Source organism: Bacteroides sp. ET336 (genome assembly GCF_024733815.1).
In the GTDB taxonomy this organism is placed as follows: Bacteria; Bacteroidota; Bacteroidia; order Bacteroidales; family Bacteroidaceae; genus Phocaeicola; species Phocaeicola cellulolyticus.
Window position 1 is genome coordinate 43206 of the sequence record NZ_JANRHK010000005.1, and the last position, 16479, is coordinate 59684.

Consider the following 16479-nt stretch of genomic DNA (forward strand, 5'->3'; position numbering starts at 1 on the left):
ATCTCACTTTTTTAAATGTTAGTATTAGTAGTTTCCTTTTGGGATTATTGTCTATTATATAAATGTACACTCTTCTGTGCTGCCGGAAGATAGTTTACTCCATACCAGCACATCTGCAGTGATACGAATCCTGCTATGAGAAGTCCGTACAGTAGTCTTTTACTCTTGTATGTTCTTTGCAGTCGTATATGTATGTATAGCAGGTAAATAGTCCATGTTATGGCTGCCCATGTTTCCTTAGGGTCCCAGCTCCAGTAGTTGCCCCATGCATCCTTTGCCCATATAGCTCCCGTCAGCATACCTATGGTGAGGAAAGCAGTTCCTGTATATACTAGCTCGTCCGCAGTAGTGGTATATATCTCTTTATGCTTTTTCATTCCTATACATCCTATGATGAATGCGCATCCAAGTACTGAGTATGAAAACATATATACAGTCACATGAGGAATGAACCATGCGCTTTGCAGGGCAGGCATCAAAGATTGGTCGTGTATCTCCGGCTTGAGTATGTTGATGATGCAGAACACTGCAGATACCAGAGTAGAGAAGGATAGTATCCATCTGTATTTCCATCTCCAGTAGGTGATAAGTCCTGATATTCCCATGAAGAGCGAATACCATAGTCTGGTTTCTCCCATTGTTCTGAGCGGAGGCCTTTGCAGATAAATCCACAGTCCTATGATAAACGCCAGAAAAACGATGCTGCCTGACAGGCTTGCAGCAACGGCTGTTTTTGAGATATCGTTTTTCATGGCAGAGGTAACCGCACTTATAATCCACAGGATTACAGAGACGATGGTGAATATATAGAAAACATCCCAGTTGATTGTCATTTTTTTATAGTTATAAGGGTTATTGTTACTGCTTTGAAGTCTGTTTTTGTGGTCCTCCGATAAACATTCCTACAGCTCCGGCTATTGTCATTATTATACCTATGAGCTGGATATATTTCCATGGCTGACGTACTATCTGCAGGACACAGTATTGTGGCTTGTCACTGCGTGTATCGTAGCTTACCAGATATATGTCTTCACCGAACTTATATTCGTAAGGATGGTTCACCTCAAGACTTATTTGTGATGAATTCTCGGAATGTCTGTCTGAAACTTTTACCTCCGCTACATAGCTTTTGGGCATTCCGTTCTGATAGTAATCTGCATCGAAACCTGTCAGCTGCAGGTCGTAGTCAAGATAGAAATGCTTGCCTTCCATTGTAAGAGCTTCATTGTTCTCTTTATCGAAAAATACGGGAATTCTTGCTGTGATAATGTCGCTGCTACCCATGAAACCGCCAAAGAGTGCAAGCCATACTCCGGCATGGTTGAGCAGAAATCTCCATCTTTTCTTTTTCCTTGATTTAAATCCTCTTATGGTTATGGCTGCAAGATGTGAGAGCAAAATAAACAGTATCGATACAAAAATCCATGAGGACATGAAATTGTAGAATCCAAGTTGTCCCAGAATTCCTTCTTTTTGCTCTGCTTCTATAGCTGACAGTTGTGGAAACAGTCCAATGACGAGTGTTCCGCAAACGAACAAGAACAGGCTGAATGCTGTAGTTTCGGGAGATACAAGAACTCTTGTTATATTATTGGTACAGTTATTTTTGCGTAAGAGCATATAAACGGAATAAATCCATATTGCCCCAAGAATAATATTCAGTGGGAACTCAAAGAAATGGAACGGGAAATTTCCTGCAAAATATTGTATAATGACTGCTGCCATTATAGGATATAATAATATCAGGTAGATATTTTTCGCCATTTTTGTGTCGTTATAAGTCTTAAGAAAGTTGTTTCTGTGTATTTGAGTGCAAAAATAGTAAAAACAATCTATTTTCAATATATTATTATGTGAAAATTGTATTTGTTACAAAAAGGTAATAGTGATACTGCTGAAAACAGATAATGAGAATGGATATATAAAACGAAAAGCAATGACACCTATTGTTGTGTATAAGAGTCATTGCTTTATTTTTTATATAGTTTTAGTTGTATTACATGCTTTTCAAAGCCTTGCAAAGCTGGTCTGGACATGAAGTGTTCTTGTTTCCGCAACGGATACCTTCAAGGCGAGAGATAACTTCATTTACTTCCATTCCTTTTACGAGCGAGCAGATGCCTTTAAGATTTCCGTTACATCCGCCAGTGAAGCTTACTTCTTTAATCTTGTTGTTTTCTACTTCAACTTCGATAAATGAACTGCATGTTCCTTGTGTTCTGTAGTTTATTTTCATCGTTTTTGCTTTTTATCTTATTATAAAAAAAACAGATTTCACACGAAGAAAACTTTATGCGAAATCTGTTTTTGTAATTATCATTAAGAATGATTACTCTTCTTCCGGTTTCATGTTAGTGTAAACATTCTGCACATCGTCGAATTCTTCAAGACGTTCTACCATCTTGTCGATAGTTTCGCGCTGTTCAGGAGTAACTTCTTTCAAATCGTTTGGTACGTATGTGAACTCACCACCGACATCCTCGAAACCACATTCTTCAAGGTGTTTCTGGATAAGAGAGTAGCTCTTAGGATCACCGTAGATAGTGATTGTTCCTTCTTCAGGATCTTCGTCGTATTCATCTTCTACGTTGTAGTCGATAAGGTCAAGGATAAGTTCTTCCATGTCGAGACCGTCTTTCTTCTTGAAAGTGAATACACACTTGTGGTCGAACAAGAAAGCAAGTGAACCTGTAGTTCCAAGGTTACCGGCAAATTTGTTGAATACTGAACGAACGTCTGCTACTGTACGAGTAGTGTTGTCAGTAAGAGTATCAACAAATACAGCAACTCCGTGAGGACCATATCCTTCGTAAGTCATGCTCTTGTAGTCGCTCTGGTCTTTACCCTGTGCGTTTTTGATAGCACGTTCGATGTTGTCCTTCGGCATGTTTTCACGCTTGCAGACAGCGATGATAGAACGTAGTGTAGGGTTGTTTTCAGGTTCAGGACCACCTGCTTTTACAGCAATTGCGATTTGTTTACCCAGACGTGTAAAGGTCTTTGCCATGTGACCCCATCTTTTCAATTTGGCAGCTTTTCTATATTCAAACGCTCTTCCCATTGGTTTATAATTTTATATTGTTATTTTTATTATTGTAATGTTATCTCAATTTAGCATCAAGCTTGTTCTGCAGGTTTGTAATAAGTTTCTGCATGAACTTGTCAATCTGCTTGTCGTTCAGAGTGGCATTCTCGTCCTGAAGCATGAAGCTAACAGCGTAGCTCTTCTTGCCTGCTTCGAGGTTCTTGCCTTCGTAAACGTCGAACAGTTCTACTGATTTCAAGAGCTTCTTGTCTGTTTCGTAAGCTATCTTTTCGATTTCAGCAAACTGAACGTTCTTGTCGATGAGCAATGCGAGGTCACGTTTTACGGCAGGGAACTTGGATATTTCCTTGTAAGTTACTCTGTTGCCTTTGATTGATTTCATCAGTTCGTTCCACATGATGTCGGCAAAGTAAACTTCATTGTCTATATCGAATGCCTTCTGAATCTTCTTGCTTACTACTCCGAATGTAGCCAACAGTTTTCCTCCACGAGTATGTACTGATATCGCTACAGAGTAGATATCGTCTGTAAGATTTCCGAATACAAGGCCACCGAAGTTTACACCAAGACGACGGAAGATATTGAGAACGTATGCTTTAAGCTCATAAACAGAAGAATTTTCGTCAGCATGTGCCCATGAGTTGCTTACGCGCTTACCTGTAACCCACATACCTAGGTGAAGTTCTTCAGAATATGCGGCAAGAATCTTTTCTGGGTTCTTCTTTTCTTCGTTGAAGTGGTAGCACTTACCGAATTCGAAGAATTTCAAATCTGCATTCTTACGGTTTGCATTGTGCTGGATGCTTTCAAGGCCACCGAACAGCAGAGTTGCACGCATTACGTTCAAGTCGTTGCTCAATGGGTTCATCAGGCGAACCAAGTTTTCAGGCTTGTAAGTTTCAAGTCCTTCGTAATAGGCAGCAGCAGTAAGCGAGTTGTTCATTATTTCATTGAATCCGCATCCTACGAGCTGTTCAGAAACGATGTTCTGAAGTTTTACAGACTTGTCTTCAGCACCTTTGACGTTGATGCTTGATTTCAGGCTGGTAGGGATCTCTACATTGTTATATCCATAGATACGGAGGATATCTTCCACTACGTCGCATGGGCGCTGTACGTCAACACGGTAAGGAGGAACAAGAAGAGAAAGACCTTCAGCTGTTTCGTTCACAATCTTCATTTCAAGACTGCTTACTATGCTCTTGATTGTTTCGGCAGGGATAACCTTTCCGATAAGTGTATTTACATAATCGTATGAAAGTTCGATAGCGAAATCAGCGATAGGAGCAGGGTAGTTGTCCTTGATTTCAGAAGCTATTTCACCGCCGGCAAGTTCTTTTACCAGCATTGCAGCTTCTTTCAGTGCATAGATAGTGATGTTAGGGTCGATACCACGTTCGAAACGGAATGAAGAGTCTGTGCTCAGTCCGTGACGGCGTGCAGTCTTACGAACACAAGTAGGGTTAAAGTATGCACTTTCAAGGAATACGTCTGTTGTAGATTCAGTAGTACCTGAATCAAGACCACCGAATACTCCGGCAATACACATTGGTTCTTCTGCGTTGCAAATCATGAGGTCGCGTTCAGAAAGTGTACGTTCCACTTCATCAAGTGTAACGAACTTAGTACCTTCAGCACATGTTCTTACTACTATTTTGCCACCTTTAATCTTGTTTGCATCGAAACAGTGCATTGGCTGTCCGTAAGCATGAAGTATATAGTTTGTAATATCGACGATATTGTTGATAGGTCGAACACCGATAAGGCGAAGTTTGTTCTGAAGCCATTCAGGACTTTCCTTTACGGTTACGTTCTTGATGGCGATACCAGCGTATCTTGGACATGCTTCAGTGTTTTCCACTTCGATGTCGATATTCAGATTGTTGCTATCTACTTTGAAAGCATCTACTGAAGGACGTTTCAGTTCAGCCTTGTAGCCATTCTGGATTAACCACGCATAAAGGTCGCGAGCCACACCATAGTGTGAGCATGCATCCGAACGGTTTGGAGTGATATCGACTTCAAGTACGTATTCGCTCTTTATATTGTAGTATTCTTTTGCAGGAGTTCCCGGAACAGTGTCTGCAGGAAGAACGATGATACCGTCGTGGCTTGTTCCCACACCGATTTCATCTTCCGCACAAATCATACCGTTTGATTCTACACCACGGAGTTTTGATTTCTTGATGGTGAAACATTCGTCGCCATCGTAAAGCTTTGTTCCAAGAGTTGCTACGATTACTTTCTGACCTGCTGCTACGTTAGCTGCACCACAAACTATCTGTACAGGCTCTCCCTGTCCCAAGTTTACAGTAGTGACGTGCATGTGGTCTGAGTTTGGATGAGGCTCGCAAGTCAGGACTTCACCTACTACAAGTCCTTCGAGACCTCCTTTTATAGTCTGAACTTCCTCTACGCCTCCGGTTTCGAGACCGATTGAGGTAAGTGCGGCTGCTACTTCATCTGGAGTCAAATCGAAATTGACATATTCTTTCAGCCAGTTATAAGAAATATTCATATATAGATAGTTTTATGTATTTTTATGAATGATGCGCAAAGTTAATATAAATATTTGGTTTACAAGACTGCGTAAAAGTTTTTTTGCGAAATCAGAACGGTACGTCAGGCAATGGTCCGCCAAACGGATTTCCATCCTGCACAGGAGCCATATCTGCCGGTGGGGGAGGTATGGAGCCATTTCCCTTGTTCATCTTCGAACGTATGACCGGTGTCGCATTCTCTTCGGTAGGCAATGGTACAATCATTTCGTCTTCCGGATTTTGGAATCGTGCAAATTCGCCGCGGAATCGCAGAAGCACGTCGCCCACGGCACCATTACGATGCTTTGCAATAATGATTTCGGCCATACCGTGTAGGTCATTACCCTTTTCGTCGGTATATATCTTGTAGTATTCAGGACGGTGGATGAAGCAAACCATATCGGCATCCTGCTCGATGGCTCCGGATTCACGGAGATCGCTCAACTGCGGACGCTTGCCATCTACACCCTCACGGTTTTCCACACCACGGTTCAGCTGACTCAGGGCTATGATAGGTATGTTCAATTCCTTGGCAAGACCTTTGAGCGAACGTGATATAGTGCTGACTTCTTCCTGACGGCTGCCGAACGACATACCGCTGGCATTCATCAGCTGCAGGTAGTCGATGATGATGATTTTCACATCATGTTCTCTCACCAGACGGCGCGCTTTTGTTCTTAGTTCGAATACCGACAGTGAAGGAGTATCATCGACATATAGAGGAGCATCATACAGTTCCTTTATCTTATAGTCCAGCTGTCCCCATTCGTATGGAGCAAGCTGTCCGCTTTTGATTTTCTCGCCAGGTATCTCACACACGTTTACAATCAAACGGTTGACCAACTGGACGTTACTCATTTCAAGCGAGAATAATGCTACCGGCACCTTATTGTTTACGGCTATGTTCTTGGCCATAGAAAGCACGAACGCGGTCTTACCCATCGCAGGACGTGCTGCAATGATGATAAGGTCGGAGTTCTGCCATCCGGAAGTCATCTTGTCAAGTTTATGGAAACCGCTTGCAAGACCACTCAAACCGTCGGTACGGGCGGCAGCAGTTCGAAGCATCTCATACGCTTCCTGTATCACAGGATTGATCTGAGTATAGTCTTTCTTCATGTTCTGCTGCGAGATTTCGAACAGACGTCCTTCGGCTTCCTGCATTATATCGTCCACGTCTTCAGTATCGTCGAAAGCCTTTTTCTGAATGTTGCTTGTGAAAGTTATAAGCTCTCTGGCGAGGTATTTCTGTGCTATTATGCGTGCGTGGTATTCGATATGTGCAGACGATGCCATCATACCGCTCAACTGAGTAATATAGAACGGACCTCCAACTTCATCCAGATTTCCCATGAATCGCAGGTGTTCTGTCACTGTAAGCAAGTCGATAGGTTTCTGCTGTATTGCCAGATCTGTTATGGCTGCATAAATCAGCTGATGTCTGTGCTCGTAGAAAGATTCCGGTTTAAGAATCTCACTCACAAGCGAGTAGGCATCCTTTTCAATCATCAGTGCACCAAGTACAGCCTTCTCCAACTCCGGAGCCTGAGGCTGAAGGTGTCCATATTCATCCGTAAGTTTTTCTTTACTTACCTTTGTTGTTCGTGCGGGTCTTTTCTGTGTAGTAGCCATTATCTATGGTATAATTTTTTTGCAAAGATAAGATTTTCCTATTTATTGTGATTTATCTAAAAACTAAATATGAAAAAAAATAGGAAGAAAGCCATATCAGCTATCTTCCTATTTTTTATATTGTTATAAGACAAGGATTATTTTACTGGAATCTTATCTATTCTTTTCTGATGACGTCCACCTTCAAATTCAGTATTGAAGAATTCTGTCATAATCTTGTCTGCCATTTCAGTGTCAATAAATCTTCCAGGCATAACAAGAACGTTTGCATTATTATGCTGGCGTGACAGTTTAGCTATTTCAGGAATCCAGCAAAGTGCTGCACGTATTCCCTGATGCTTGTTCAGTGTGATGCCAATTCCTTCGCCACTACCGCATATTGCAATTCCCGGATAACATTCGCCAGCCTCTACAGCTTCTGCCAATGGGTGTGCGAAGTCAGGATAATCGCAACTTTCAGTAGAGTAAGTTCCAAAATCTTTGTATTCTAATCCTTTTGCTTCCAACCACTGCTTAACATACTGTTTCAGTTCAAATCCTGCATGATCGGATGCGAGTCCTACTATTTTCATTATAACATTGCTTTTACTTGGTTATATACATTTTCTGCTGTGAATCCCAATTTTTCGTCCAATACTTTGTATGGTGCAGAGAAACCGAATGATTCAAGACCCCAAACCTTTCCGTTAGGACCTACAAGTCCTTCAAGGTTTACAGGAAGACCTGCTGTGAGTCCGAATACTTTAGCTCCAGTCGGGATAACGCTTTCCTGATATTCCTTGCTCTGGCTGCGGAACAGACCTTCAGAAGGAACAGAAACGATACGTGTCTTGATACCGTCTTTGTGCAACAGTTCAGCACCGGCAACAAGTGTAGAAACTTCAGAACCTGAAGCAACCATGATAACGTCAGGAGTACCTTCAGCATCAGTTACAATGTAACCACCTTTGGCAGCTTCAGCATAATTTGTACCTTCAGGAAGGTCGTTGATGTTCTGACGAGAAAGGATCAATGCAGATGGAGTGTCGATGTTTTCCATTGCAAGTTTCCAAGCCTCAGTAGTTTCCTTAGCATCAGCAGGACGAAGAACAAGCATAGAGTTCTTTCCGTGGTGGTTTTTCAGTTTTTCCATCAGACGGATCTGTGCTTCCTGTTCAACAGGTTCGTGAGTAGGACCGTCTTCACCTACACGGAATGCGTCGTGAGTCCAGATGAACTTGACAGGCAACTGCATCAAAGCAGCCATACGCACTGCAGGTTTCATATAGTCTGAGAATACAAAGAATGTACCGCAAGCAGCGATTACACCACCGTGAAGAGCCATACCAAGGCAGCAGCATGCCATAGTAAGTTCTGCAACGCCAGCCTGGAAGAATGCTCCACTGAAGTCGCCTGACTGGAATGCATGAGTTTTCTTCAAGAAACCGTCAGTCTTGTCAGAGTTAGAAAGGTCGGCAGAAGAACAGATCATGTTAGGAACCTGTTCAGCAAGAGCACCAAGAACAGTTGCAGATGCGTTACGAGTAGCATCATTAGCTTTCTGCTGTATTCCGGCCCAATTAACTTTAGGAGCAGCACCGCTGAACCATTCTTTCAACTGAGCAGCTTTTTCAGGATTTGCAGCAGCCCATGCTTTTTCTTCTTCATATCTTGCAGCTACAATAGTTTCAAGTTCCTGTGCACGTTTTGCGTAAAGTTCTTTTACGTCGTCGAAGATTACGAATGGGTTTTCAGGGTCAGCACCAAGATTTATCATTGTATTCTTGTATGCATCGCCACCAAGAGGAGCACCGTGAGTCTTGCAATTGTGTTCGTAAGAAGAGTTGTCGTCTTTACGTGCACCCTTACCCATGATACATTTACCTATGATAAGAGTTGGGCGTTTTGTCTCAGCTTTAGCTGCGTCAAGAGCCTTGCGGATTTCGTCGCAGTCATTACCGTTGATTTCAATAACATACCATCCCCATGCACGGTATTTCATGGCAGTGTCTTCTGTCATTACATCTTTAGTTTCAGTAGAAAGCTGGATGTCGTTAGAGTCGTAGAACATGATAAGGTTATCAAGTCCAAGGTGACCTGCTATACGTCCGCTACCCTGAGAAATCTCTTCCTGGATACCACCGTCAGAGATATATGCATAGATAGTTTCTTTAGCGAAAGTAGGGTTACCTGTACGAGCAGCAAGGAATTTTGCAGCGATAGCAGCACCCACAGCAAAAGTATGTCCTTGTCCAAGTGGTCCGGATGTATTTTCAATACCGCGTTCTACGTCAACTTCTGGATGTCCCGGAGTAGGTGAGCCCCACTGACGGAGTTGTTTAAGTTCGTCGATAGTGAATTTTCCGGCCAAAGCCAATTGAGAATACAGCATAGGAGACATGTGTCCCGGATCGAGGAAGAAACGGTCTCTTCCTTCCCATTTAGGATTTTTAGGGTCGTACTGCAGATATTCTGAATACAGAACGTTGATAAAGTCTGCACCACCCATAGCACCACCTGGGTGTCCTGACTTAGCTTTTTCTACCATTGAAGCTGCCAGAATACGGATGTTGTCGGCAGCATGGTTCATTACTTGTTTGCTGTTCATATTAATTGATTATTTTGTTGAATGTTTCTATCAGTTTTCTTATGTTCTCTGAATTTTTGAGCAAAAATATAACATTTATATGTAAATAACAACCTGAACAAAAGCTTTTTTTATCATTAATTGAATAGAAATATCAGATATTCAGGCTGTTTCATGCCTACTTATTGTCAAAAATACTCTTTACTTTTTGTATTTCACAGCGGCCTCTTCAACAGGTATGCAAGCCTTGTAGTTTTCTATGTATTTGTTGAATCCTGCTACATCTTCTGCAGTAGGAGATACTTCTGTACCTGTATTTCCGGCAAATACCTTTTCATCCAGGAAGTCGGCAAGTGATTGTTTTTTGTCATTGTTCACTAAATAAGAACCAAGTAGTGCTATTCCCCATGCACCGCCTTCGCCTGCTGTTTCCATTACCGATATAGGAGAGTTGATGGCTGCGGCAAGAACTCTTTGTCCTACACCTTTAGTTCTGAACAGACCACCATGGCCTGTGATTCTGTCAACCTTGATTTTCTCTTCATTGAACAGGATGTCGTTACCTATTTTCAACACTCCTACAGAAGCATACAGATGTGCGCGCATGAAGTTGGCAAGATTGAATTTATCACTTGCATTACGAACGAACAGAGGGCGGCCTTCTTCAAGTCCTGTTACAGGTTCGCCTGAGAAGTAGTTGTATGAGATAAGTCCGCCGCAGTCGGCATCACCTTTCAGGGCGTTGTTGTAAAGTTTTCCGAATATCTCGTCCATATCTACAGGAATACCCATCAGCTCCTGATATTCCTTGAAGATGTTTACCCATGCGTTTAGGTCGGAAGTACAGTTGTTGCAGTGAACCATTGCCACAAGGCTTCCGTCAGGAGTAGTGACCATATCAATCATTTCGTATGGTTTCGACAAATCTTTTTCCAATACAATCATTGAGAAAGAAGAAGTACCTGCAGATACGTTACCTGTGCGCTGTTTAACAGCATTTGTAGCTACCATACCTGTTCCGGCATCGCCTTCAGGAGGGCAAACAGGAATACCTGCTTTCAGATGTCCTGAAACGTCGAGCATTTTTGCACCTTTTTCTGTAAGGCAACCTGCATTTTCGCCAGCCAGAAGTACTTTAGGAAGAATATCTTCAAGAGTCCAGTTAAATCCGTATGGAGCTACGAGATTGTTGAATTTCTTTACCAATTCGGCAGAATAGTTCTTTGTTTCTGGATTGATAGGCAGCATGCCGGATGCATCACCTATTCCAAGAACTTTTTCCCCTGTTATCTGCCAGTGTACATATCCTGCCAATGTTGTCAGGAATGTTATGTCTTTTACGTGTTCTTCCTTGTTGAGGATAGCCTGATAGAGATGTGATATACTCCATCTTAAAGGAATGTTATATACGAACAGCTCAGACAATTCTGCGGCAGCCTTGCCTGTGTTGGTGTTTCTCCATGTGCGGAAAGGTACGAGGATTTCTTCTTTGTCGTTGAAAGCCATATAGCCATGCATCATTGCACTTACGCCGATTGCAGCCAGGGTTTCAATTTCAATTCCGTATTCCTTGTTTACGTTTGCGCGGAGGTCTGCATAACAGTCCTGTACTCCGTTCCATATAGCATCAATACTGTATGTCCACAAACCGTTTTCAAGTTGGTTTTCCCATGTGTGGCTTCCTTGGGCGATGGGTTTATTCTCTTCGTCTATCAATACGGCCTTGATTCTTGTAGAACCGAATTCGATACCCAAAATGGCTTTCCCGCTTTCTATTGTTGATTTAGCATTAAGACTCATAGATTTTAAGTTTTTAAGTTCTAAAAAAATAAAAGTGCTACAAACGATTGCTCGCCGAGCACTTTTAATTAAGGCAATATAATCAATTTATTAGCAAAGAGCTTTGTTCAGCATGTAGTAAACTTCATTCATGCGAAGCTCTTTCTTGAACTCACTGATAGTAGTATCTTTGTTGATATGAACCATTTCGATACCTGCGATTTCTGCATAGTCTTCCCAGTATTCAGCTGTCAAGTCATATGAGAAACAAGAGTGGTGAGTACCACCTGCAAGAATCCATGCACCTGCACCAACTTCGAAGTCAGGCATTGGTTTCCAAAGTGCGGAAGCAACAGGAAGTTTTGGCAATGGTTTTGGCTCGATACATTCTACATCATTTACGATGAGGCGGAAACGGTTTCCGAGGTCAACAACTGTAGCTGTACATCCTGTACCAACCTTTGAAGTAAATACAAGACGAGCTGTCTGGCTCTTGCGGATACCTATGCCGAGGAAGTGAACTTCCAGACGAGGTTTCTTGGCAGCAATCAACGGACAAACTTCCAGCATGTGTGCCTGAAGAATAGAACTGTTCTTTCCGTCGAAGTTCAAAGTGTAGTCTTCAAGGAATGAGCAGCCGTTTGCAAGTCCCTGGTTCATTACCCATACAGTACGGTAGAGGGCTGCTGATTTCCAGTCACCTTCAGCACCGAAGCCGTATCCTTCTGCCATCAGACGCTGTGAAGCAAGACCCGGAATCTGGTCGAAATGGCTTCCGTCTGTCTGTCCGAGGTCGTCGAAGTTTGTAGTAAAACCTTTGGCACCTTTAGCTTTCAGGATAGCGCGTAGTGCAAGTTCAGCCTTGGCAGCGTTCCATACTTTATGATATGCTTCAGTTGATTTGTCTTCAAGTTCTGCATCATGGTCATATTCGCTGAAGTAAGTTTTAACCAAAGCTTCAACTTCTTCATCCTTGACATTTTTATGGTATTCCATCAGTTCGCTTACCGGGCAGTAGTCAACATGGTATCCCATACGCTGTTCTGCTTCAACCTTGTCACCGTCTGTTACGGCTACATTGTTCATCTGGTCGCCGAAACGCAAGATGAGCATATCCTGAGAATCAGCCCATGCAGCACATACTCTCATCCAAACGGCAATCTTGCTGAGTGTTTCTTCGTCTTTCCAGTAGCCTACAACAACTTTGCGGCGTACACGCATACGTGTGCAGATATGACCGAATTCGCGGTCGCCGTGTGCGCTCTGGTTCAAGTTCATGAAGTCCATATCCATAGTGTCCCAAGGAATTTCCTTGTTGAACTGAGTGTGTAGATGCAGCAAAGGTTTCTTCAACTGCTGAAGTCCGTGAATCCACATTTTGGCAGGAGAGAATGTGTGCATCCATGTGATTACACCGATACATTTTTCATCATTGTTTGCTGCCTTGAATACTGCTTCTACTTCTTTTGAAGAGTTTGCAGTGCCTTTATATACAACCTTAACAGGAAGTTTTCCACTTTCGTTAAGACCTGCTACCATTTCATTACTGTGTGCATCGACTGCTATTACTGCGTCGCCTCCGTAAAGGAGCTGTGCTCCGGTTACGAACCATACTTCATACTGACTGAATGCGTTCATAATTTTTTATTTTATTAATAGGTAATAATTTGTTTATTTCAGTATTTATTAATTTCAGATGTTTTTACTTTTTCTGTCCGTAATAAGCGTTAGGACCATGCTTGCGGTTGAAGTGTTTTTCCACCAGCAGAGGATTCATCGTAAGGTTTGGGTTAGCTGCATATGCAATGCTTGCCATTTTGGCTACCTGTTCCATAACTACGGCATTGTGAACTGCATCGTTGGCATCCTTACCCCATGAGAAAGGACCGTGGTTTTTCACCAATACTCCCGGAGTGTGTACCGGATTCATTCCTTCGAAACGTTTTACTATCACATTTCCTGTTTCCTTTTCGTATTCACCTTTCACTTCTTCTTCTGTCATATCTGCAGTGCAAGGAATAGCTTCGTGGAAATAGTCGGCATGAGTCGTTCCTATGTTTGGAATGTCAAGTCCGGCCTGTGCCCAGGCAGTGGCATAAGTGGAGTGTGTATGTACCACACCGCCAATTTCAGGGAATGCCTTATAAAGTACAAGGTGAGTAGGAGTGTCGCTTGACGGACGAAGATTGCCTTCTACTACTTTGCCTTCCAGGTCAACTACTACCATGTCTTCTGCTTTCATCTCGTCGTATGAAACGCCACTAGGCTTGATTACTACAAGTCCTGTTTCGCGGTCAATGGCAGAAACGTTTCCCCAAGTGAAAATAACAAGTCCATGTTTCACCAAATCAAGATTGGCATGGAATACTTTTTCTTTTAATGCTTCTAACATATTTGAGTCGTTTTTTTTAGTCAAATTTTGAATTTCGGATCCTTTTCGTATGCCTTGTCATTAAATTTGAACAGGCGTGCACCTCTTTTCGATCCGGTTTTGTCTATTTTGTCTGTCTGTTCTATAAAGTCCATTTCGGCTATGCGCTTGCGGAAGTTTCTCTTGTCCATGGTTTCACCGTAAATGGCTTCATAAAGATTTTGCAGTTGTGTCAGGGTGAACAGTTCAGGAAGCAGGTTGAAGCCTATAGGCTTATGCGATGCCTTTTCCTTCATTATCTTCCTGGCTTTCCTTACCATTTCCGAGTGGTCGAAAATCAATTCGGGAACTTCGTTAATGTTTACCCAGTGTGCATTGTGCTGCTGAACCAGTTCGCAGTCGTATTCGTTAATGTTTATAAGTGCGTAATAGGCCAACGATATAACTCTTTCTCCCGGATCTCTGTCAACATCTCCAAAAGCACCGATTTGTTCCATATAGACGTTTTCCAGTCCTGTAAGTTCGCTCAACACACGTTTTGCGGCATCATCGGCGCTTTCATTTTCCTGTATAAACCCTCCCATAAGAGACCATTTCCCTTTAGCTGGCTCAAAATTTCTCTTTAACAGTAGGAGGTTCAGTTCGCCTTTGTCGAAACCGAATATTATACAGTCAATGCCGACGTAGAATTTTGGATTTTGTTTGTAATAAGCTGTCATGTAAATACAGATTTTATATTGTTCTACATTGAATATGCAAATGTAGAACAATATTTATTTTTATTACCAGAAATATGCATAGAATAATCCGCAAAGGACTATAACTCCAAGTGTTGCTATTACGTCCCACTTGTTCCAGCTCTTTCTGATAAGTTCTTTATAGCTGTCTGTAAATGTTATTGCTTCTATCTGTTGTGCTGATGGTTTAGGAGTGAAGCAAGACACAACAATCATGAATACAATCAGGAATACCAGTAACCATATTTCGAATATCAACCAGTTGGTCTGCCAGAACCAAGCTGTAGCATCCCAGAAAGAGCCTTCCATGGCTGCTGTACCACTCTTTGTTATTACGTTTGTAATGAGTCTTATCATACCTATGATGAAACCACCGATAAGTCCCCATTCACCTGCTTTAGGAGTGATTTTCTTAGAGAATATACCGAGAGTGAACACTGCTACCATTGCAGGTGCCAACAGTGACTGGATGTCCTGCAAGTAGCTGTACAGATTGTCCATGTTCATCATGATAGGTAACCATAGCAATCCGAGGATAACAACCACTACTGTAGCTACGCGTCCTACGAATACATAGTGTGCTTCGCTCTTGCCCTGACGCATTGGTTTGTAGAAGTCTTCTGTAAACAGAGTTGCACAACTGTTGAAGAATGCTGCAAGAGATGTAACCAAGGCACATATGAAACCGATTGTCACCAATCCTTTCACTCCTGCAGGAAGAATATTTTTCACCATCATTGCAAATGCTCCGTCAGTGTCGTGCTGGTTTGTAAGATCCATTACAATACCGCTGTTTGGATCTTGTGCCAAAGCAACAGCTACCATACCTGGGATAAGGAACATGAATACAGGAAGAAGTTTGAAATAACCAGCAGCTATACTACCTCTGCGGGCACGTTTCATTACTACGTCGTCCGATTCGCCTTTCTGCTGTCCGAGTACACGCTGAACTATGTGCTGGTCTGTACACCAGTACCAGAAACCGATGATAGATGCTCCGATGAATACTGCAAATCCAGGGAATTTAGGATACATAGGATCGCCTTCGTCCCAGTGGAACATATGGTTTATTCCATATCCGTCGTGAGCAGAACGTGCATAGTCCATCATGTTGCTCCATCCATCTACAATGCTTCCATGTCCAAGTGCAGATAATCCTAAGAATAGTACAAGGAACGAGCCTATGATAAGGATAGGTGTCTGAATAGCAGACATTGTCATAACTCCTTTCATACCTCCCAATACTGTAAATACGGCAGTAATGGCAATCAGTCCCAAAGCTCCCCACCAGAAAGGAAGGCCGAGCAGATATTCGAAGAAGATACCGCCTGTGAAAGCTGTAACGCTGACTTTTGTAAGAATATATGCAATCAATGTGATGATACTCAACCATGAACCTGTTCTCTGAGTATAACGGTATTTCAGGAAGTCAGGCATAGTGATAATCTTGCCCATTTTGTTGTTCAATAACTGATAGAATGGAACAAACAACCATCCCAAAATAAGAATCATCCAACCCTGCATTTCCCAGTGTGCCATACCTACACCGTCTTTTGCTCCTGTACCTGCAAGTCCTACTAAGTGTTCTGAACCGATGTTGGCTGCAAAGATTGCAGCACCGATAACGTACCATGGTTCACCTTTTCCAAACAAATAATCCTGACTGTCGGCTCCCTGCATTGCAAGCTTGTCCTTACGTACTGCACGCCAAACAGCCCATGCTACTCCTAAAATACCTATGACCAGAACAGCCCAGTCCAACCAAATAAATTCTTTTGAACTCCAATTCATGATAAAAGTGTTTTTAT

The 16479-nt window shown here is 42.4% G+C and carries 13 protein-coding genes; all 13 read right to left on the reverse strand.

All coding sequences use genetic code 11. From position 1 onward, the window contains the following. Nucleotides 1-44 precede the first annotated feature (44 nt). Nucleotides 45-827, reverse strand: a complete 783-nt coding sequence (ccsA, locus tag NW213_RS06905) for a cytochrome c biogenesis protein CcsA (RefSeq protein ID WP_375338122.1) — start codon at nt 825-827, stop codon at nt 45-47. Nucleotides 828-858: 31 nt separating this feature from the next. Beyond that, entirely contained in the window at nt 859-1764 is a 906-nt protein-coding gene (locus NW213_RS06910) for a cytochrome c biogenesis protein ResB (RefSeq protein ID WP_258322276.1), read from the reverse strand. A gap of 232 nt (nt 1765-1996) precedes the next feature. Next, nucleotides 1997-2236 (reverse strand): TIGR03905 family TSCPD domain-containing protein, encoded by a 240-nt coding sequence (locus tag NW213_RS06915; protein ID WP_204392230.1) that lies wholly within the window; start codon nt 2234-2236, stop codon nt 1997-1999. A 93-nt stretch (nt 2237-2329) separates the two neighbouring features. Beyond that, the gene (locus tag NW213_RS06920; RefSeq protein WP_154044077.1) at nt 2330-3061 is read right to left on the reverse strand and encodes a YebC/PmpR family DNA-binding transcriptional regulator; all 732 of its coding nucleotides are present in this window, start codon (nt 3059-3061) and stop codon (nt 2330-2332) included. 40 nt (nt 3062-3101) lie between these two features. Beyond that, nucleotides 3102-5564: a phenylalanine--tRNA ligase subunit beta gene (gene pheT, locus NW213_RS06925; RefSeq protein ID WP_258322277.1), complete on the reverse strand. Its 2463-nt coding sequence runs from the start codon at nt 5562-5564 to the stop codon at nt 3102-3104. A 91-nt stretch (nt 5565-5655) separates the two neighbouring features. Then, complete coding sequence (dnaB, locus tag NW213_RS06930) at nt 5656-7218, reverse strand: replicative DNA helicase (protein ID WP_258322278.1); 1563 nt, start codon at nt 7216-7218, stop codon at nt 5656-5658. Nucleotides 7219-7355: 137 nt separating this feature from the next. Beyond that, the gene (gene rpiB / locus NW213_RS06935; RefSeq protein WP_204392222.1) at nt 7356-7790 is read right to left on the reverse strand and encodes a ribose 5-phosphate isomerase B; all 435 of its coding nucleotides are present in this window, start codon (nt 7788-7790) and stop codon (nt 7356-7358) included. Beyond that, nucleotides 7790-9805: a transketolase gene (locus tag NW213_RS06940; RefSeq protein WP_235339321.1), complete on the reverse strand. Its 2016-nt coding sequence runs from the start codon at nt 9803-9805 to the stop codon at nt 7790-7792. The genes rpiB and NW213_RS06940 overlap by 1 nt, the downstream gene beginning before the upstream one ends. Nucleotides 9806-9985: 180 nt before the next feature. Further along, nucleotides 9986-11584: a xylulokinase gene (locus NW213_RS06945; RefSeq protein ID WP_258322279.1), complete on the reverse strand. Its 1599-nt coding sequence runs from the start codon at nt 11582-11584 to the stop codon at nt 9986-9988. Nucleotides 11585-11674: 90 nt separating this feature from the next. Then, a complete protein-coding gene (araA, locus tag NW213_RS06950) occupies nt 11675-13201 on the reverse strand; it encodes an L-arabinose isomerase (RefSeq protein WP_258322280.1) in 1527 nt (508 codons plus the stop codon). 64 nt (nt 13202-13265) lie between these two features. Beyond that, the gene (locus NW213_RS06955) at nt 13266-13955 is read right to left on the reverse strand and encodes an L-ribulose-5-phosphate 4-epimerase (protein WP_204392214.1); all 690 of its coding nucleotides are present in this window, start codon (nt 13953-13955) and stop codon (nt 13266-13268) included. Between the two features lie 20 nt (nt 13956-13975). Beyond that, entirely contained in the window at nt 13976-14653 is a 678-nt protein-coding gene (locus NW213_RS06960; protein ID WP_204392213.1) for an NUDIX domain-containing protein, read from the reverse strand. A gap of 63 nt (nt 14654-14716) precedes the next feature. Then, complete coding sequence (locus tag NW213_RS06965) at nt 14717-16462, reverse strand: sodium:solute symporter (RefSeq protein ID WP_258322281.1); 1746 nt, start codon at nt 16460-16462, stop codon at nt 14717-14719. Nucleotides 16463-16479 lie beyond the last annotated feature (17 nt).

What these genes read in the sequence shown, in the direction of transcription:
- NW213_RS06910 (WP_258322276.1), bottom strand. Translation starts at nt 1,764, where the DNA reads ATGGCGAAAAATATCTACCTGATATTATTATATCCTATAATGGCAGCA.
- NW213_RS06915 (WP_204392230.1), bottom strand. Translation starts at nt 2,236, where the DNA reads ATGAAAATAAACTACAGAACACAAGGAACATGCAGTTCATTTATCGAA.
- NW213_RS06920 (WP_154044077.1), bottom strand. Translation starts at nt 3,061, where the DNA reads ATGGGAAGAGCGTTTGAATATAGAAAAGCTGCCAAATTGAAAAGATGG.
- pheT (WP_258322277.1), bottom strand. Translation starts at nt 5,564, where the DNA reads ATGAATATTTCTTATAACTGGCTGAAAGAATATGTCAATTTCGATTTG.
- dnaB (WP_258322278.1), bottom strand. Translation starts at nt 7,218, where the DNA reads ATGGCTACTACACAGAAAAGACCCGCACGAACAACAAAGGTAAGTAAA.
- rpiB (WP_204392222.1), bottom strand. Translation starts at nt 7,790, where the DNA reads ATGAAAATAGTAGGACTCGCATCCGATCATGCAGGATTTGAACTGAAA.
- NW213_RS06940 (WP_235339321.1), bottom strand. Translation starts at nt 9,805, where the DNA reads ATGAACAGCAAACAAGTAATGAACCATGCTGCCGACAACATCCGTATT.
- NW213_RS06945 (WP_258322279.1), bottom strand. Translation starts at nt 11,584, where the DNA reads ATGAGTCTTAATGCTAAATCAACAATAGAAAGCGGGAAAGCCATTTTG.
- araA (WP_258322280.1), bottom strand. Translation starts at nt 13,201, where the DNA reads ATGAACGCATTCAGTCAGTATGAAGTATGGTTCGTAACCGGAGCACAG.
- NW213_RS06955 (WP_204392214.1), bottom strand. Translation starts at nt 13,955, where the DNA reads ATGTTAGAAGCATTAAAAGAAAAAGTATTCCATGCCAATCTTGATTTG.
- NW213_RS06960 (WP_204392213.1), bottom strand. Translation starts at nt 14,653, where the DNA reads ATGACAGCTTATTACAAACAAAATCCAAAATTCTACGTCGGCATTGAC.
- NW213_RS06965 (WP_258322281.1), bottom strand. Translation starts at nt 16,462, where the DNA reads ATGAATTGGAGTTCAAAAGAATTTATTTGGTTGGACTGGGCTGTTCTG.